Source organism: Pseudomonas fragi (genome assembly GCF_900105835.1).
Classification (GTDB): domain Bacteria; phylum Pseudomonadota; class Gammaproteobacteria; order Pseudomonadales; family Pseudomonadaceae; genus Aquipseudomonas; species Aquipseudomonas fragi.
This window is the reverse complement of the sequence record NZ_LT629783.1, coordinates 749,506-767,606: the sequence shown is the minus strand read 5'-3', so window position 1 is coordinate 767,606 and position 18,101 is coordinate 749,506. Positions and strand designations below refer to the sequence as shown.

Annotated in this window: 14 protein-coding genes; 10 read left to right on the top strand and 4 right to left on the bottom strand. The window is 57.9% G+C overall.

What is annotated here, in order from left to right; translation table 11 throughout:
• Positions 1-3: 3 nt before the first annotated feature.
• Positions 4-996: an AraD1 family protein gene (gene araD1, locus BLU25_RS03385; protein ID WP_016780976.1), complete on the bottom strand. Its 993-nt coding sequence runs from the start codon at positions 994-996 to the stop codon at positions 4-6.
• A gap of 16 nt (positions 997-1,012) precedes the next feature.
• Positions 1,013-2,335 carry an MFS transporter gene (locus BLU25_RS03380; protein WP_016780975.1) on the bottom strand — a complete coding sequence of 441 codons (1,323 nt, stop codon included), beginning with the start codon at positions 2,333-2,335 and terminating at the stop codon, positions 1,013-1,015.
• 190 nt (positions 2,336-2,525) lie between these two features.
• Here BLU25_RS03380 and BLU25_RS03375 point away from each other — a divergent pair, with 190 nt between their 5' ends.
• From BLU25_RS03375 to BLU25_RS03340, 8 genes are all read left to right on the top strand, one after another.
• The gene (locus tag BLU25_RS03375; protein ID WP_016780974.1) at positions 2,526-4,262 is read left to right on the top strand and encodes an IlvD/Edd family dehydratase; all 1,737 of its coding nucleotides are present in this window, start codon (positions 2,526-2,528) and stop codon (positions 4,260-4,262) included.
• 107 nt (positions 4,263-4,369) lie between these two features.
• On the top strand, positions 4,370-5,083 hold the full coding sequence (locus tag BLU25_RS03370; RefSeq protein WP_016780973.1) for a FadR/GntR family transcriptional regulator: 714 nt from the start codon (positions 4,370-4,372) through the stop codon (positions 5,081-5,083).
• 288 nt (positions 5,084-5,371) lie between these two features.
• Positions 5,372-6,850 carry an MFS transporter gene (locus BLU25_RS03365; RefSeq protein ID WP_016780972.1) on the top strand — a complete coding sequence of 493 codons (1,479 nt, stop codon included), beginning with the start codon at positions 5,372-5,374 and terminating at the stop codon, positions 6,848-6,850.
• A gap of 571 nt (positions 6,851-7,421) precedes the next feature.
• On the top strand, positions 7,422-7,724 hold the full coding sequence (locus BLU25_RS03360) for a hypothetical protein (protein ID WP_016780970.1): 303 nt from the start codon (positions 7,422-7,424) through the stop codon (positions 7,722-7,724).
• Between the two features lie 363 nt (positions 7,725-8,087).
• Positions 8,088-8,513: an N-acetyltransferase gene (locus tag BLU25_RS03355; protein WP_016780969.1), complete on the top strand. Its 426-nt coding sequence runs from the start codon at positions 8,088-8,090 to the stop codon at positions 8,511-8,513.
• On the top strand, positions 8,510-9,022 hold the full coding sequence (locus BLU25_RS03350) for a MepB family protein (protein WP_016780968.1): 513 nt from the start codon (positions 8,510-8,512) through the stop codon (positions 9,020-9,022). The genes BLU25_RS03355 and BLU25_RS03350 overlap by 4 nt, the downstream gene beginning before the upstream one ends.
• A gap of 332 nt (positions 9,023-9,354) precedes the next feature.
• On the top strand, positions 9,355-9,873 hold the full coding sequence (locus tag BLU25_RS03345; protein WP_016780967.1) for a cysteine hydrolase family protein: 519 nt from the start codon (positions 9,355-9,357) through the stop codon (positions 9,871-9,873).
• Positions 9,874-10,119: 246 nt separating this feature from the next.
• Complete coding sequence (locus BLU25_RS03340) at positions 10,120-12,540, top strand: glucose/quinate/shikimate family membrane-bound PQQ-dependent dehydrogenase (RefSeq protein WP_016780966.1); 2,421 nt, start codon at positions 10,120-10,122, stop codon at positions 12,538-12,540.
• 227 nt (positions 12,541-12,767) lie between these two features.
• Here the strand turns inward: BLU25_RS03340 and BLU25_RS03335 are convergent, their stop codons facing one another.
• Complete coding sequence (locus BLU25_RS03335; protein ID WP_016780965.1) at positions 12,768-14,318, bottom strand: TerC family protein; 1,551 nt, start codon at positions 14,316-14,318, stop codon at positions 12,768-12,770.
• 261 nt (positions 14,319-14,579) lie between these two features.
• A complete protein-coding gene (locus tag BLU25_RS03330; RefSeq protein ID WP_016780964.1) occupies positions 14,580-15,476 on the bottom strand; it encodes a LysR substrate-binding domain-containing protein in 897 nt (298 codons plus the stop codon).
• A gap of 156 nt (positions 15,477-15,632) precedes the next feature.
• Between BLU25_RS03330 and BLU25_RS03325 the strand changes: the two genes are divergently transcribed.
• Positions 15,633-16,934, top strand: a complete 1,302-nt coding sequence (locus BLU25_RS03325; RefSeq protein WP_016780963.1) for an NAD(P)/FAD-dependent oxidoreductase — start codon at positions 15,633-15,635, stop codon at positions 16,932-16,934.
• Between the two features lie 50 nt (positions 16,935-16,984).
• A complete protein-coding gene (locus BLU25_RS03320; RefSeq protein ID WP_016780962.1) occupies positions 16,985-18,073 on the top strand; it encodes a polyamine ABC transporter substrate-binding protein in 1,089 nt (362 codons plus the stop codon).
• Positions 18,074-18,101 lie beyond the last annotated feature (28 nt).

Here is an 18,101-nt window from a genome sequence, read left to right as displayed (position 1 = left end):
CCTTTAAAGTGTGCCCATGCCGCCGGGCGCGAACACCCCATCGACCGGGGTGATACCGTTGATCAAAGGCGCGCCGAACTCGGCCTGGCTGATTTCGAAGCGATCCCCCGGTTGTGTGCGAATGCCGTCGGCGAACGACAAGGTCGCCGTGCCGAAAAAGTGGATATGCACATCACCCGGGCGCAGGAACTGGCTGTACTTGAAGTGATGGTATTCAAGGTTTTCCAGGCTGTGGCACATGTTGGCTTCGCCACTCAAGAACTCGTTATCCCACAGCACCTCGCCATCGCGCAGGATCCGGTTGCGGCCCGACAAATGCTGGGGCAGTGCACCGACCCGCAGTTCCGGACCAAACGAGCAACTGCGCAATTTGGAATGTGCCAGATACAGGTAGTTCTTGCGTTCCATCACGTGATCGGAGAATTCATTGCCTACCGCGAACCCCAGTCGATAGGGTTTTGCGTCATGGCCGATGACATACAGGCCGCCGATTTCCGGCTCCTCGCCCGCGTCTTCGGCAAAGGGTGGCAGCGGGAATGCAGCGCCAGGCCGTACAACGATGCTGCCATCGCCCTTGTAGAACCATTCCGGTTGCACCCCCGCTTGACCAGCGGCGGGCTTTCCGCCTTCCACTCCCCATTTGAAAATTCGCATGGTGTCGGTCAGCGCCGCTTCGTCACCGGCCTGCTGGTGCATTTTATCTCGCGCAGACGCGCTGCCCAGGTGGGTCAGGCCCGTACCGCTAATCAGCATATGGGCCGGGTCCGGGTGATCCAGAGGGGGCAGGATGCGCAACTCGGCCAACAACGCGGGATAGTCATGGGTAATGCCCAGGCCGTGCTGGTCGACCTGCTGTGCCAGGCTCACGCCCGCTTCGATGGCAGCGAGGGCCAAATCACGCACGCTGTTGGCCCCCGACACTTCATGTACCAGGTTACCGTCTACCAGGCCGACGCGGCGCTCGCCGGTGGTGAGTTCAAATTGTACTAAACGCATAACGGGTGTCCCTTGATTAAAGATGGGTCGCCGCGCGGGCGCTGGCGGCAAATTCGCTCGACTGGAGCACGTGTTTACGCTCGAGGGTGCGATACACCACGAACGTCAGGAAGAGCCCGAACAGCATCACCCCGCTCAGGAAGTACAAGCCCGAGGCGAGGTTGCCGGTGTATTCCTTGAGCGCACCGATCACAAACGGTCCGATGTAGCCACCCAGGTTGCCCACCGAGTTGATCAGGGCAATGCCGGCGGCGGCGCTGGCACCGGCGAAGAAGCGTCCCGGTAATGTCCAGAAGATGGCGGTACAGGAAAACAACGAGAATGCCACCAGGCTCAAGGCCGCCAGTTGCAGCATCGGCACCGTCAGCCAGGCGCTGAAGAACAGCCCGATGGCGCCCAGCACATAGAGCACTGCCAGGTGGCCATAGCGATCATTGAGGCGGTCGGAACTGCGAGGGATGATGAGCAAGCCGATAATGCCGAAGACATAGGGCACCGAAGACACGAACCCGGTGCTCAAATCACTGCCGCCAAACTGTTTGATCAACGTTGGCAGCCACAGCCCCAGCCCGTAAATACTCAGGGTGACGGGCAGGTAGAACAGCGCAAGCAGCAATACGCGCTTGTCTTTCAGAGCATGCAACGGGTTGCCATGACGGGTCTGGCCGTAGGCTTGCAAGTCCTTTTCCAGCTCGCCTTGCAGCCAGTCCTTTTCACCCTGATCCATCCACTTGACCTGTTGCGGGCCGTCCGGCAAGTAACGCAGTACGGGCCAGGTCAACAGAATGGCGGGCGTGCCGATCACAATAAACAGCCATTGCCAGCCATGCAGGCCAAGGATGCCATCCATGCCAAGCAAGCCGCCAGACACGGGCCCGGTGATCATCATGGCGATTGGTTGCGAGAGGATAAACAGGCCCAGGATCTTGCCGCGATGGCGGACCGGAAACCATTGGGTGATGTAGTACAGCACGCCAGGAAAGAACCCCGCTTCGGCGACCCCCAGCAGGAAACGCATGACATAGAAGCTGTGCGGCCCCTGCACAAAGGCCATGCCAATGGTGATGGCGCCCCAGGTGACCATGATCCGGGCAAACCAGCGCCGGGCGCCGAAACGCTCGAGCATCAGGTTGCTGGGGATTTCCATCAGGAAATAGCCAATGAAAAACAGCCCGGCGCCCAGGCCATAGGCGGCATCGCCAATGCCGATATCCGCGCCCATGTGCAGCTTTGCAAAGCCCACCGCGGAACGATCTACATAAGCAATCAGGTACAGCAGGATCAGGAAGGGAATGAGTTTAAGCGTAATGCGACGAATAAGCCGGAGTTCCTGGCTCATGAGACGGTCTCCCATTGTTTTTGTTATGGCACCTCTGGAGTGGCCTCAAGCGGGTTATCGCCAGGATCAGCTCTCAGTGAAAGCGACTATATAGTATTACTATTTAACCAACAACACTTCCACAATGGCTTTTTTAAGGCTAATTTAGCGGTACGGAAAATAATTAGTCATACAATAAGAGCCCGCCATAATGTCAGACAAATTTCCTCCCCTGCGTTCTGCCCAATGGTTCGGCAGCGCTGATAAAAACGGTTTCATGTACCGCAGCTGGATGAAGAACCAGGGCATTGCCGATCATCAGTTCCAGGGCAAACCCATCATCGGTATCTGCAACACCTGGTCGGAACTGACGCCTTGCAATGCGCACTTTCGGACCATCGCCGAGCACGTCAAACGCGGTGTGATCGAGGCCGGTGGTTTCCCGGTCGAGTTCCCGGTGTTTTCCAACGGCGAATCCAATCTGCGACCTACCGCCATGCTGACGCGCAATCTGGCGAGCATGGATGTGGAAGAAGCCATTCGCGGTAACCCGATCGATGGCGTGGTGCTGTTGACCGGTTGCGACAAAACCACCCCGGCGCTGTTGATGGGCGCGGCCAGCTGCGATGTCCCGGCCATTGTGGTCACCGGTGGGCCGATGCTGAACGGCAAGCACAAAGGCAAGGACATCGGCGCCGGGACCATCGTCTGGCAGATGCACGAGTCCTACAAAGCCGGCACCATCAGCCTCGACGAATTCCTCTCGGCCGAGGCCGGCATGTCGCGCTCGGCGGGCACCTGCAACACCATGGGTACGGCCTCGACCATGGCCTGCATGGCTGAAGCCCTGGGCACCTCGCTGCCCCATAACGCGGCCATCCCGGCGGTGGATTCGCGCCGCTATGTGCTGGCCCATATGTCGGGCATGCGCGCCGTCGAGATGGTCCGCGAAGATTTGCGCCTGTCCAAAGTGTTGACCCGGGAAGCCTTTGAAAATGCGATCAGGGTCAATGCCGCCATTGGCGGTTCGACCAACGCCGTGATTCACCTCAAGGCCATCGCCGGGCGGATCGGCGTGGACCTGGAGCTGGATGATTGGACCCGCATAGGGCAGGGCACACCGACCCTGGTGGACTTGCAGCCGTCGGGTCGTTTCCTGATGGAAGAGTTCTACTATGCCGGAGGCCTGCCGGCCGTGTTGCGGCGCTTGGGTGAGAACGGCCTGATACCCAATCCACACGCGTTGACCGTCAACGGCAAGAGTTTGTGGGAGAACGTTAAAAACTCACCGATCTATGGTGACGACGAAGTTATCCGCGCAATCGATAACCCGCTGGTGGCCGACGGCGGTATCTGTGTATTGCGCGGCAACCTGGCGCCTCTGGGCGCGGTACTCAAGCCATCCGCTGCGACCCCGGCCCTGATGAAGCATCGCGGACAGGCCGTGGTATTCGAGAACTTCGACATGTACAAGGCCCGCATCAATGACCCTGAGCTGGCGGTCACTGCCGACTCGATTCTGGTGATGAAGAACTGTGGACCAAAGGGTTACCCGGGCATGGCCGAAGTGGGCAACATGGGCCTGCCCGCCAAGCTGCTGGCTCAGGGCGTGACCGATATGGTGCGCATTTCCGATGCCCGCATGAGCGGCACGGCGTACGGCACAGTGGTGCTGCACGTAGCACCGGAAGCCGCGGCCGGCGGGCCACTGGCGGCTGTGCAGGAAGGTGACTGGATTGAACTGGACTGCGCCACTGGACGCCTGCACCTGGATATCAGCGAGGCCGAACTGACCGCTCGCCTGGCCGATATCGAGCCGCCAAAAAACCTGTTGATTGGCGGCTATCGCCAGCTCTACATCGACCATGTCATGCAGGCTGACCAAGGCTGCGACTTCGATTTCCTGGTGGGCTGCCGAGGATCGCAAGTACCCCGTCATTCCCACTGAGTGGCGCCACCGGCCAAGCGCGCCCGCCATGACAATCATAGCGGGCGCGATTCAACCCGCGCCTGCTATGATCCGCGCTTTCAACCGAAAGGATCGACCTGCGCCCCATGGATTATCGTCAGCCCTCCGACCGCAAAAGCATGCACACGCGCATCGTTCAGGAACTCGGCCTGCAGATTGTCTCCGGGCGCTTCAAACCCGATGACAAACTGCCTGCCGAAGCCTTGCTCTGCGCCGAATATGCGGTCAGCCGCCCGGTATTGCGCGAAGCCACCCGGGTGCTGGTTGCCAAAGGCCTGGTGTACTCCAGGCCGCGCGTGGGCACCGTGGTCAAGCCACGCCGCGAGTGGCACATGCTCGACCCTGATGTATTGCACTGGTTGCTGCAGGCCTCGCCCCAAAATGAATTTTTTGGCTTGCTGACCACCGTGCGCAGCATTATCGAGCCCGCCGTGGCAGCGCTCGCAGCCCAGCATGCAACTGCAGAGGATGTGGCATCGATCCATGAAGCCTACCAACGCATGGAAAGTGCCTCCAGCCCTGAAGAGCTGCTGCAACCCGACCTGGACTTTCACAGCCGGATTGCCGACGCAACCCATAACGACTTGCTGGCCAACTTGTGCAACATGCTGTCCTTGGCCTTGCGCGAAGCAATGAAGCACTCCAACCGTCGACCCAACCTGCACGAACTTGCACTGCCACGGCACAAGGCAATCTTGACCGCGATCGAAAGCCGCGACGCTTTGGGCGCGCGCCAGGCCACACTGGTACAGCTCGAAGACGCGCGCATGGCGCTGGATGTGGTGCTGAGCCAAGGGTGAGGGCGGTTGATTTGACCCGTCAGCATTTGACCGAGGCATAGAGGGCGGGCAGGGCGTGGCCTGGGCCCAGTATGGACCGTCCTGATTCATACCTGCGACTTCACAAAGCTTCACATTTGCACGGCGGGAAAGGGCGGGGATATGGGTTAGCATCGCGGCGCTGCCTTGGGGCGCAAGCGTGCTGACAGCAACGGCTTAAAATGCCTGACAAGCGTTTGAAAGCCGGGATCCCGGTTAAAAGGTCTCTTTATTGTGCGTACAGGCAAGTCAAACCGTTGGTTAGTCCTTATGTCGGTCATTCTGGCTTTTATGCCGATTGTCCTGGATTACACCATTCTCCATGTCGCGGTTCCGTCACTGACCCTTGCGTTGCAAGCAACGGGTACCGAGATTCTGTGGATCATCGACATCTATCCGTTGTTGATGGCCAGCCTGCTGATTCCCATGGGCACGCTTGCGGACAGGGTCGGCCATCGCCGAATGCTGCTGGCCGGGCTGGGTATCTTTTGCGCAGGCTCCGTACTGGCGGCCTTTTCTCCCAATGTCGCAGCGTTGATCGGGGCACGGGCGTTCATGGCATTCGGCGGCGCCATGATCATGCCCAGTGTCCTCGCGATTATTCGACAGACGTTTGAAGACCAGAGCGATCAAGCCGTAGCGCTGGGTATCTGGGGCGCTGTTGCCTCCACGGGAGCCGCCATCGGGCCCTTGGTAGGGGGCGCATTGCTTGAGCACTTCTGGTGGGGGGCGGTCTTCCTGATTAATGTGCCCGTGATGCTGCTGGTCATACCCTTGGTGATCGCCTGGATACCGCGACGCAGTGTGGTCGGCGATGGAAACTGGACCATAGGACAGTCCGTGATTCTGATCCTGGGTGTCATGGCAAGTGTCTACGCCCTTAAATCGGGTTTCAAAACCAACAGCTCTCATTTCGTAACCGGTGCCTGTTTTGTATTCGGAGCACTGATGCTGGTGTGGTTTGTACGCAAGCAACGTCATACCTTGACCCCGATGCTTGACCTGAGCCTTTTTGCCATTCCGGCGGTCAGCACGGGTATCGTCATGGCGCTGGTCACTATGGGTGCGCTTGCCGGGTTCGAATTGCTGCTGGCTCAAGAACTGCAGTTCGTCATGGGCCGTACCCCCCTGGAAGCCGGTATTTTCATGATGCCGCTGATGATTGCGGCTGCAATCGGTGGGCCTCTTGCAGGCGTTATCCTGCGGGCGATTGGCCTGAGGTGGGTTGCGAGTTGCTCGTTGCTGGTGTCCGCTGCAAGTCTGGTCGGATTGGCCCAAATACACCTGGGCAGCGCCGGGGTGGCCGTTATTGTGATGCTGGTGGCTCTGGGGCTTTCCCTCAGCATCGGCTTGACCGCCTCGTCGGTGGCGATCATGAACAGTATTCCAATGGAGAAGGCGGGCTCGGCCGGAGCCCTTGAGGCCACCAGTTACGACCTTGGCACCGGATTGGGCATAACCGTTTTCGGTATTCTCCTAGTTTCCACCTATGAAGAATCCATACAGCTGCCTGACGGCATTCCATCTGCCATGGCCGAGACAGCCGTCCGGTCTATTGGTGAAACGATGATTGCGGCCAAAACACTTGGAGGCATTCAAGGCCAGCAGCTGGCTGCAGCGGGGCAAAAGGCTTTTAGTGCTTCCCACAGCATGGTTTTACTGACGGCGGCTGCACTGGTCGGGGCATTGAGCCTGTTGGTCTGGTTTGTGTTGAAGCATCACAAAAACAGGTCGGGTGCAGGTAGTTGAAAATCGCCTCAAAACGGGCTGCCAAGATGGCTTCATTGAAAGCCAGCTCCCGACTTACCGCATAGGTTAGAAAGCTGGGATTGCAACGAGTTCTACAAGTGGTCCATAAGGCGTAGAGAGCAGAAGAGGGTGGACAACATGCGTCAGCTGATGTCGAGCGGCGAGTTCAATCGAAGGGGGCTTGCCTGTTAGCCTGCAGTCGGCTTCGTCGTCACATCTAGCCTCTATGCGCTGGCCGCTGCAAGCGGCACCCATTGACACATCGCAGTCATCTATCAGAGCACTCGAACTGAGTAGCCTTGCAGCAGGCCGAGCAGGATCTGAATTTCCTGTTGGCCTCCAATGTCGCTCTAGAGCTCAAGGAAAGGTTGAGTTGCCCGATATCCTTAGGTTTAAACCAGTACCACAGGGAGCGTTAAATGCTTGATATTCTTCTGAAGATCTACAGCTTCATCTCACAGATATGGTCATCGCTCTCTCAAGAGCAAAAAGACTCGATATGCCAAGCTTTCGTAGATCTCATGGACAAAGCCTTCCGAGAATTTTTCAAGGCTAACTCAGGGGCTGCACAATGAAGTCTCTCGTAGATGTTGTATACGCCAAGACGGATGCCGGACAGCCTGCATCTGAATCACTGGCGGTTAGCACTCAGGCGGGAATTAAAGTTGCGGCGGTCGCCATCCTGGGTGCGACGCTGGGAGTATCCAAGGCATCGACATTCGCTGAGGAGGCAGCAAACCTCGTGACTGACAAACAATTCTTAGGTGAGCTCGAGAGCGAAATCGGGCTTCCGAAGTCCGGTGAGACAGAGGATGAATTCGTGGTCCGCGCCAAAGAAGCAATGTTCAAGATGCTGCAAGGCAAACTCAAGTGACAAGAGGCCCCGCAAAGTGGGGCCTTTTTGAAACACAGAAGGGAGGGCCGAAGCTCGACGTATAAAATCGGCGCGAGCTCCAATCTAGTCAAATGGTAAATAGTATTTCATCAGTGTCGAGGTTGGTGGCTCGTTAGTTTAATTTTCAGTAAGCGCTAGTGCCTTACGAGGTTCATAAGCATTTCTAACATAACTTATGATTTAACATAATATACATTATGCGTAATTACGCATAATGTATCAGGGCCAGTGGAGGTCAGATTTCAAGGCGTCATAATTCGCCCATTCTGTACCGATCCCTGATTGATTGCGTTACGGCATAATCACCACCTTCGTACTGCACCCGCCACAATGGAATGACAAATGATCAGAGCATTTGAACAACACGACATGGAGCGTGTTTTGGAAATCTGGCTGAGCGCATCGATCAAGGCCCATGACTTTATCGACGCGGCTTACTGGCAATCCCATACAGCAACGATGCGTGATGTTTACATCCCTGCATCAGAGACTTATGTGCTCGAAGATCAATCCGGTGTCCAGGGGTTTTGCTCCTTGCTGGGCAATCAACTGGCCGCGCTGTTTGTTGACCCGGTCCATCAAGGCAAAGGTCTGGGCAAGCAGTTGCTTGAACACGCGAAAAACCTTCGTGGCGAGCTGACCCTTGCGGTTTATAAAGAGAATGCGCCCAGCCTGGCCTTTTATCGCTCACAGGGCTTTGCGGTGCTGCGCGAGCAAATTGACGCGCAGACAGGCCATGCTGAATACCTGATGGCGTTAAGTAATTGATCCTCCCACAACCTTTGCTGACAGCCATCGAGACCCTGTATTTGCCCGCAGCATTGGCGTATCCGGCTGATTACTCAGTAGAAAGTGCCGCCCGGGAATATGGCGGTGTGCGCTTTACCCTTGCAGGTCGCAAAGTCGTCTTCAGGGTCGCCAAAGTCACGCCAACCAAGGTCGGCCAGTTCGTCACCTTGTGGAAACGGCCCTGTCCAGGCGGCGAAATTACGCCGCTGGATAGCGCGGATGATATCGATTTCGTGGTGGTTCATGTCTCTTCTGAAGGACAATGCGGGCAGTTCATTTTTGATCGTGAAACCTTGTTGTCACGCGGTGTCTTTGCCATCAATGGTCGCGGCGGCAAGCGCGCTTTGCGGGTTTATCCGCCCTGGAGCCAGCCTGCAGCCCGCCAGGCCGTGCAGTCTCAAAAATGGCAAATCGAGTGTTTTGTGGCGATGACTCCATGGGAACCGGCCTCAATATTGCGTATTCGCGACCTTTTCCGCTGCGTGTAGCCTTGGTTTGATATGCGCTTTTGATATAACTAAACTAAAGAACTATTTAGTATAGTTATTAATAGGGGGTTTTTAGTGCGCTGATTCTCACCCTGCACACTGGCCAAAGCCACCCCCTGCCCACTGCGGCTTGCCTGTGCTCGACGACATTGCTAGTGTCGGGCAATGACTTCTTATCGCCTCACCTCGACCACTACCACCACGACCGCTGAATGCGGAGCGTGCGAAGTGTCGTGAGCCGATGGCAAACGAATTTCAAAGGCCCGCCAGCGATGGACAGGGCCTTTTTTTATGCCCTTGCCTCGCTGGTTCTAACGCAAGGAGATGCACCCATGTACGCCCTCTTGGTTCTTGATATGCAGGTTGGACTTGTTCACGGCCCGGACCGCCCCTGGCGCGGCCCTGAGTTGCTGGAAACCGTTAATGCCCTGCTGCATAAGGCGCGCAGTGCCGGTGCGGGGATTTTTCTGGCTCGGCATATCGGTCCCGTTGGCTCGCCCATTGAGCCAGGCAGCCCGTTGACCCTGCTGGCACCGGAGCTGACGTTGCTGGGCAGTGAAGTGGTCTTTGAAAAACACAGGCCCAATGCCTTTGCCATGACCGGGCTGGCCGAGCAGTTGCGTGCTTGCGGCGCTACCGGTGTGGTGATTGCCGGGATGAAAACCCAGTATTGCATCGACAGTACCTGCCGGGCGGCTCGAGACCTGGGCTTTGATGCCGTGCTGATAGCTGACGGTCATACATGCTCGGATACCGCCGAGCTCAAGGCCGAACAGATTGTTGCTCATCACAATGCCAGCCTTGCCGGGCCCTTCTGCCAACTGGTCCAGGCACAGGACTGGCGCTTCTAGCCCCACTCCCCCTCTGGCACGCCCTGCACTGACAATTTGTCGCAGGGCTGTGTTTTTGTTAAAGTTATAAAACTAACCGTTTAGTACATTCCAATTCCGGACGTTTTCCGCTCTGTCGTTACTGCCTGCATAAGGCCTGGGCGGCGGGCAGAAACGCCGGCTGCGTCTAGGGCTGCGCTGCAAACAGCTACAGTCAAAGACGATGCCCTCCTTCCAACCGTTCATGTATCAATAGGGTCATGCACCATGAATAAGCCTCAACCTTCGGCAGCCGTAAGCCGTTGGCCCATCTGGGTCGCAGCTCTCGGTGTGCTGGTCTTCGGATTACTCTTTATCGCCGGTGGTGGTTACCTCGCCACGCTCGGTGGCAGCCTGTACTTCCTGATCGCAGGCCTGGGCATGCTGGTCTCGGCCGTGCTGCTGTTCAAGCGCCGCCTGGCGGGTGCCTGGCTGTTCGCGGCCGTGATGGTCGCCAGTCTTGTCTGGGCGCTGGTCGATGCAGGGCTGGTTTTCTGGCCGCTGGTGTCGCGTCTGTTTGCCCTGGCCGTGCTCAGCCTGGTCGTGGCGCTGGCTTACCCGACACTGCGCAAGGCCAATGGCCTGGGCGGCAACGGCGGTTATGCGCTGGGCGCGGTACTGGCCGTGGCCATCGCTGCCGGTTTCTGGGGCATGTTCCAGCCTCACGCTTCGATCGCCCCCACCGGTGACGGCCCAGGCCTGACCCAGGTCGACCCGTCCAAGGCCCAGAAAGACTGGGCACACTACGGCAATGACGAAGGTGGCAGCCGTTTTGCTGCATTGGACCAGATCAACCGCAGCAACGTGTCGAAGCTGGTACCGGCCTGGACCTACCAGACCGGCGACGTCGCTATCAGCGATGGCAACGGTGCTGAAGACCAGATGACCCCGCTGCAAGTGGGCGACAAAGTATTTATCTGTACGCCGCACAACAACCTGATCGCACTGGATGCCGACACCGGCAAAGAGCTGTGGAAGAACAACATCAATGCCAAGGCCGCCGTCTGGCAGCGTTGCCGTGGCCTGGCGTACTTTGATGCCAGCGCCCCAGTCGCCGCACCTACCGATGGCAGCACCCCGGCCGCAGCTGTCACCGTTGCACCGGGCGCAGCCTGCCAGCGTCGCCTGCTGACCAACACCATCGATGCCCGCTTGATTGCTGTCGATGCGGACACCGGCAAGTTCTGCCAGGACTTCGGCAGCAATGGCCAGGTTGATCTGAAGGCTGGCCTGGGCAATGTGCCTGATTCCTACTACCAGTTGTCGTCGGCACCCTTGATGGCAGGCACCACGGTGGTAGTTGGCGGCCGCGTGGCTGACAACGTGCAAACCGATATGCCAGGTGGTGTGATCCGTGGTTTTGACGTGGTGACCGGCGCCATGCGCTGGGCCTTCGACCCGGGCAACCCGCAGGACAAGCAAGCACCGGCAGACGGCAAGACTTACGTTCGCAGCACGCCCAACAGCTGGGCGCCGATGTCCTATGACCCGCTGATGAACACCGTGTTCTTGCCAATGGGCAGCTCGTCCACCGACATCTATGGTGTTGAACGTACCGAACTGAACCACAAGTACGGCGCCTCTGTGCTGGCACTCAATGCCACTACCGGTGACGAAAAGTGGGTCTACCAGACCGTTCACAATGACCTGTGGGACTTCGACCTGCCGATGCAGCCCACCCTGATGGACTTCACTGTCGCCGACGGCAGCAAAGTGCCAGCGCTGGTGATCGGCACCAAGGCCGGGCAGATTTTTGTGCTTGATCGCCATACTGGCCAGCCGCTGACCAAAGTTGAAGAAGTACCGGTCAAGGCCTCGAACATCCCGGACGAGCCCTACTCGCTTACCCAGCCAAAATCCGTGGGCATGCCACAGATTGGCGCGCAGACCCTGACCGAATCGGACATGTGGGGCGCCACCCCGTTCGATCAGATGCTGTGCCGTATTTCCTTCAAGAAAATGCGTTACGAAGGTCTGTACACTGCGCCGGGCACTGACGTGTCGTTGAGCTTCCCGGGTTCGCTGGGTGGCATGAACTGGGGCAGCCTGTCGACTGACCCGGTACACGGTTTTATCTTCGTCAACGATATGCGCCTGGGCTTGTGGGTGCAGATGGTACCGCAGCAAAAAGACGCCAAGGCCTCTTCCGGCGGCGAAGCGCTGAACACCGGTATGGGTGCAGTTCCGCTTAAAGGCACGCCTTATGCCGTGAACAAGAACCGCTTCCTGTCGATTGCTGGCATCCCTTGCCAGGCGCCGCCTTTCGGCACCTTGACCGCCATTGACATGAAGACCCAGAAAGTCGCCTGGCAAGTACCGGTCGGTACTGTGCAGGACACCGGCCCGCTGGGTATCAAGATGGGCCTGCAACTGCCGATTGGCATGCCGACCCTGGGCGGTACGCTGTCCACCCAAGGTGGCCTGATCTTTATTGCCGGCACTCAAGACTTCTACCTGCGCGCCTTTAACTCGGCCAACGGTGAAGAAGCCTGGAAAGCCCGTTTGCCAGTTGGCAGCCAGGGCGGCCCGATGACCTTTGTTTCGCCCAAAACAGGCAAGCAATATGTCGTCATCACCGCCGGTGGTGCCCGTCAGTCGCCGGATCGCGGTGACTATGTGATCGCTTACGCGTTGCCTGACAACAACTAAGCACTGCCATGCCCTGTGGCAGCAGGCTTGCCCGTGATGGCAGCACCTCGGTCATTCAGACAGACCGGGGTGCCTGCATCGCGGGCAAGCCCGGCTCCCACAATGATCGCGCAAGCTTTTTAGCCTGGGTACACCCCCTAATAATGTGGGAGCTTTTTACCCTGGGTACAGCCTCTGAAACTGTGGGAGCGGGCTTGCCCGCGATGGCAGCACCGCTACCACAGCTTCTAACCAGCCTTGCTCAGCAACACCCGCGTCACCCTCCGCTCTTCTACCTCGACTACGGTCAAGGTCCAGCCTTCCCACGTTAGCTTGTCGCCAATCATTGGCAGACGATCCAGCAAACTCATCACCATCCCGGCCATCGTCTGGTAGTCGTCTGTCGCCTTGGCCAAAAAGCCGGTGTGCTGGCGGATCTGGCTCAGGTTCAAGGCACCACTGACCAGATACCCGTCCTCTCGGGCCACGATATTCGGTCCTGCTATCTCACTGGCATCCGGCAACTCGCCGGCGATGGACTCCAAAATGTCAGTCATGGTCAGCAGCCCGATAAAGTCACCGAACTCGTTGATGACGAACGCAATGTGCGTCGACTCTTTGCGCATCTGTTCCAGAGCATTGAGTATCGTGAAACTGTCCAGCAGGTTGATGGCCTTGCGGGCCATGGCTTCCAGATCAGGTTCGTGACCTGCCAACAGCTCTTTGAGCAATTCCTTTTTATGAATAAAGCCCAGCGGCTCGTCAACCCGGCCTTCGCGGATCAGCGGCAGTCGAGAGTACGACGAGTGCATCAGCGTCGTACGAATGGTGTCTGCTGAATCCGCGAGGTCGATATGATCGATCTCGGCCCGAGGCGTCATCACGGTACGAATCGGGCGCTCTGCCAGTTGCAGTACGCCACTGATCATCACGCGTTCGCGTCGGTGGAAAACTTCCTTGTCTTCGCCGCCTTCAAGCATGTCAGCAATGTCTTCGCCCACTTCATCTGCATTCAAGGTACGACCGCCCAGCAAACGCAACACTGCATGAGCCGTACGCTCGCGCATCGGGCGCAGGCCCTGCACGCTTTTCTTGCGGCGCGCACGGGCAATCTGGTTCAGCACTTCGATCAGGATCGAGAAGCCGATGGCCGCATACAGGTAGCCCTTGGGAATGTGGAAGCCCAGGCCTTCGGCGGTCAGGCTGAAGCCGATCATCATCAGGAAGCCCAGACACAGCATGATCACCGTCGGGTGACTGTTGACGAATTTGGTCAGGGGTTTGCTGGCAATGATCATCAAGCCGATCGAGAACACCACCGCGATCATCATCACCGACAGGTGTTCAACCATGCCCACAGCAGTTACCACCGCATCCAGGGAGAACACGGCATCGAGCACCACAATCTGCGCCACGATCGGCCAGAACATGGCGTAGCCCATGTTTGATGTACGTTCGGCCACATGCCCTTCCAGTCGTTCATGCAACTCCATCGTCGCCTTGAACAACAGGAACAGACCACCGAACAGCATGATCAGGTCGCGACCCGAGAACGATTTGTCGAACACTTCAAACAACGGCGCCGTCAGCGTGACGATCCACGAGATGCTGGCCAGCAGGCCCAGGCGCATTACCAGTGCAAGCGTAAGACCGATCACCCGGGCACGGTCGCGCTGCTCCGGCGGCAACTTGTCCGCCAGGATGGCGATAAACACCAGGTTATCAATGCCCAGTACCAGTTCCAGCACAATCAACGTCAACAGGCCGAGCCAGGCCGTGGGATCTGCAATCCATTCCATAGGTATCAGTCAATCTCACGAAGGTTCAGGGTTAACGACGAGCGCGCGCGGGCAAGCGTAGCAGCGGATGTGCTAACGCAAAACGGAGGGCTGGAGAAAGGTAAAGCACGCTCGACAGAGGTGATCAAGCGAAGAAGGGGCGCAGGTTCAGAGCTGCGACTGGGTGGTTCCTGAAGGGTGTTCATACAAGCCTTTAGTGAATTGGGGATGCAATCCTACAGCGATTAACCTCAATTCCTGCTAGCGGACTTATTACAAAATTTAACAAGTCCTCCCTGCCCCGCCTTGCTCGACCTGCCTGGCAAACCATTGCAACACCGCGGCACACGCCGGGTGCGAGGCTGCAGCAGGTTGCAGGCACAACGAATAGTTGCCACCGGTTTTCAACGGTTCGCCAAAGGGAATCACCAGTACCCCGCGTTGAATGGACTCGGCCGCCAGGGTCATGTCCGTGACTGCAACCCCCAGGCCACGCGCGGCAGCGTCGAGGGCCAGTTCATCGAGATTGAACGGGATATGCCGGTAACTGTGCAACGGCTTGCCGTCATTGGCCGCGAGCCAGTCGATCCAGGCTTGCTGGTCGGCCGAACGATGCAACAACGCGAAGCACACCAGGTCCGCCATTGACGTCAGCGGCCCCAGATCAGGTGCACACACCGGTACCAGAGCCTCGTCGAATAAAGCCATGCAGGCCGGATCAGTGGAGGGTCGAGGCAAGTACAGGATATAGGCATCGCTGTCGCTGGCCGGTTCGACTATCTCGGTGGCCACCGTTTCAATCGACAAGGCGATGTCCGGGTGCTGCAAGTAGAAGTCACTGAGCTTTGGCAGCAACCAGCGCACGGCCAGCGACACATGCATGCGGATACGAAACGGCCGCTTTTGCGGCGATAAACGATCTTCCAGCAGCTTTAACTGCTCAAGCATGCTGCGGGCACTGGCCAGTACCTGCTCGCCTTCGACCGTCAGGCGCACGCTGCGACTGGTTCTGGCCAACAACGTCACGCCAAAGTGAGCTTCAAGTTGCTGGATTTTCCGGCTGATTGCGCTTTGCGTCAGGCACAGCGTTTGCGCGGCCAGGGTGAAGCTGCCCGATTCGGCAACCTCAATCAATGCCTGCAAACCCTGCAATGACGGTACATGACGAACCTTGTCCATGTGTTTTATGCATCAATCAATGAATTAATAGCGTTGGTTATATCACTTGCCACAGCATAAATTCTATCCATAACCCGTGCCAGCAGCGGCCAGCCATGCAAATAGCGCATGTATGCAGACGCCGCGCTGCATCCTGACCGGCAAATGAGGTGAAACGTGAAAAATGAATGTGGCTGGATTGCCCTGGCAGGAAGTTCCCCTGTGCGCGATCACCTCAAGGGCGTTGAAAAAACCGACTGGTTGATTATCGGTGCGGGCATTACCGGTCTCAGTGCGGCCCATTCCCTGGCGCAATTGCACCCTCAAGCTCGTATCGTGATTGTCGACAGGCAACGGGCTGCGCAAGGGGCATCGGCACGCAACTCCGGCTACGCGGTGGCCCATGAAAACCCGGCTGATGACGAACTCATCGGCAACAGCGGTTTTGCCGGCTATGCCGTGGACTCGACCATCGGCCAGGCGGCCGCTGATGAAGTGCGCATGCGCATTGCGCGCCACGGCATTGACTGCGAATACCGGGATTCGGGCTACTACTTCGCCGTCAACGACCCGGGCAAATTGACTCAGGTTGAGGCCAAGCTTAAAACCCTGCAGGCAGTGGGCGCATCTGCGCACTTTCTGGAAGGCGCGCAACTGGCACAGACCCTCGGTACCCGCCATTACCAGGCGGCCATCTGGTGCGGCAATGGCAATGCGTTGTTACATCCGGCGAAATACGTCAAGGGCCTGCTGGATGCCTTGCCGGCCAATGTCAGTCTGTTTGAAAACACCGACATCAGCGGGCTTGAACGCCTGAGTGGCGGGCGCATCCGGGCCAGCGGCAGCCAGGGCAGCATTGAAGCTGCGCAGGTACTGGTCTGCCTGAATGCCTTTATCCCCCGCGCCGGGATCGACACTGGCGCAACCTTCCCGATGGAACTCAGCGCCAGCCTCACCCGCCCACTGACAGACAAGGAGTATGAGGCCATCGGCAGTGTCGAGCCCTGGGGGGTACTGTCGACCCGGCCGCTGGGCGCCACAGTGCGCTTGACACCCGATCGCCGGGTGATGATCCGCAACACCGCGGAATACCGCACCAGGGACCTGTCCAACCGTGACCTGTTGCAACGGCGCAAGCACCATGTGCTGGGCTTGCAACGGCGTTTTCCAGGGCTTGACGAGCAGGATATTGCCTACACCTGGACCGGCCATCTAAGCGCCAGCCGTAGCGGCCAGCCCTACTTTGCCAAGGTCGAAGAAGGTATTTATGCCGTGGCCGGCTGCAATGGCTCCGGAGTCGCACGCGGCACGCTGTGGGGTCGTCTGCTCGCCGAGCTGGCATCTGGCGCCAGCTCTGCCCTGTTGCAGTCGGTTATGGCGCGAGCCAAACCGGGCTGGCTGCCACCCCGTCCGTTCTTTGATATCGGCGCCGTACTGCGCATGCGCATGGAAGCCGTCAGAGCCAAAACAGAAATCTGAACACTCTCACAGCACAGAAGAATAAAAGCTCCTTGAAAAGGTGATTGAACATGCACATCAACACGCTATCCCTTGCGGTCATGCTCGCAGCGTTTCCGGCGATCAGCCAGGCCGACGAGAGTGTGAATATTTCCAACTGGAACGGCTATATCGCCGACGACACCCTGACCAGTTTCACCAAGGAAACAGGGATCAAGGCTACCTACGATATTCACGACAGCAACGAAGTGCTGGAATCCAAGTTGATGACCGGCAATACCGGCTATGACGTGGTCAGCCCTTCGAACCACTTTATGTCGCGCCTGATCAAGGCCGGTGCCATCCAAAAGTTGGACAGGAGCCAGTTGCCCAACTGGAAGAACCTGGACCCGGTGTTGATGAAAAAGCTGGAAGTCAACGACCCCGGCAACCAGTACGGCTACCCCTATATGTGGGGTACGGCGGGGATCGGCTACAACGTCGAGAAGATCAAGGCGATTTTTGGCACCACGGATGTCACCCAGTCCTGGAGCTTGTTTTTCGATGAAAACAACATCAAAAAACTGAGCCAGTGCGGTGTGGCGATCATCGACAATCCGACGCAAGTACTGCCGATCACCCTCAATTACCTGGGCTTGCCGCACCATAGTCATGAGCCTGAGGACTACAAGAAAGCCGAAGCGGCGCTGCTGAAAATACGACCTTATGTTCAGTATTTTCATGCATCCAAATACATCAGTGATCTGGCAAACGGCAATATTTGCGCGGTGATCGGTTTTAACGGTGATGTGGTCCAGGCTGCGGCCAGTGCCCGGGAAGCCAGGAACGGGATCGATATCGCCTACTCGATCCCCAAGGAAGGTTCGACGTTATGGCTGGATATGGTGGTCATGCCTAAAAGCGCGCCCCATGAGAAGAATGCCTACAGCTACATGAATTACCTGCTGACCCCGCAAGTGATTGCCAATATCAGCAATCATATCCACTACGCCAACCCCAACCAGGCGGCAGACGCGTACCTGGCGCCGGACGTGAAACAGGACCCGGCGATCTACCCGTCCAGTGCCGTGATCGACACCCTGTTCACCGTGGAAGACCTGCCGGCCAAAATCGCCCGTCTGAGCACCCGTTTGTGGACCAAGCTCAAGACCAATACCTGACAGACCGCGTCGTATGTGGCGCGGGATC

Coding starts and splice junctions, on each gene's coding strand:
- araD1 (WP_016780976.1), bottom strand. CDS start 996: ATGCGTTTAGTACAATTTGAACTCACCACCGGCGAGCGCCGCGTCGGC.
- BLU25_RS03380 (WP_016780975.1), bottom strand. CDS start 2,335: ATGAGCCAGGAACTCCGGCTTATTCGTCGCATTACGCTTAAACTCATT.
- BLU25_RS03375 (WP_016780974.1), top strand. CDS start 2,526: ATGTCAGACAAATTTCCTCCCCTGCGTTCTGCCCAATGGTTCGGCAGC.
- BLU25_RS03370 (WP_016780973.1), top strand. CDS start 4,370: ATGGATTATCGTCAGCCCTCCGACCGCAAAAGCATGCACACGCGCATC.
- BLU25_RS03365 (WP_016780972.1), top strand. CDS start 5,372: ATGTCGGTCATTCTGGCTTTTATGCCGATTGTCCTGGATTACACCATT.
- BLU25_RS03360 (WP_016780970.1), top strand. CDS start 7,422: ATGAAGTCTCTCGTAGATGTTGTATACGCCAAGACGGATGCCGGACAG.
- BLU25_RS03355 (WP_016780969.1), top strand. CDS start 8,088: ATGATCAGAGCATTTGAACAACACGACATGGAGCGTGTTTTGGAAATC.
- BLU25_RS03345 (WP_016780967.1), top strand. CDS start 9,355: ATGTACGCCCTCTTGGTTCTTGATATGCAGGTTGGACTTGTTCACGGC.
- BLU25_RS03340 (WP_016780966.1), top strand. CDS start 10,120: ATGAATAAGCCTCAACCTTCGGCAGCCGTAAGCCGTTGGCCCATCTGG.
- BLU25_RS03335 (WP_016780965.1), bottom strand. CDS start 14,318: ATGGAATGGATTGCAGATCCCACGGCCTGGCTCGGCCTGTTGACGTTG.
- BLU25_RS03330 (WP_016780964.1), bottom strand. CDS start 15,476: ATGGACAAGGTTCGTCATGTACCGTCATTGCAGGGTTTGCAGGCATTG.
- BLU25_RS03320 (WP_016780962.1), top strand. CDS start 16,985: ATGCACATCAACACGCTATCCCTTGCGGTCATGCTCGCAGCGTTTCCG.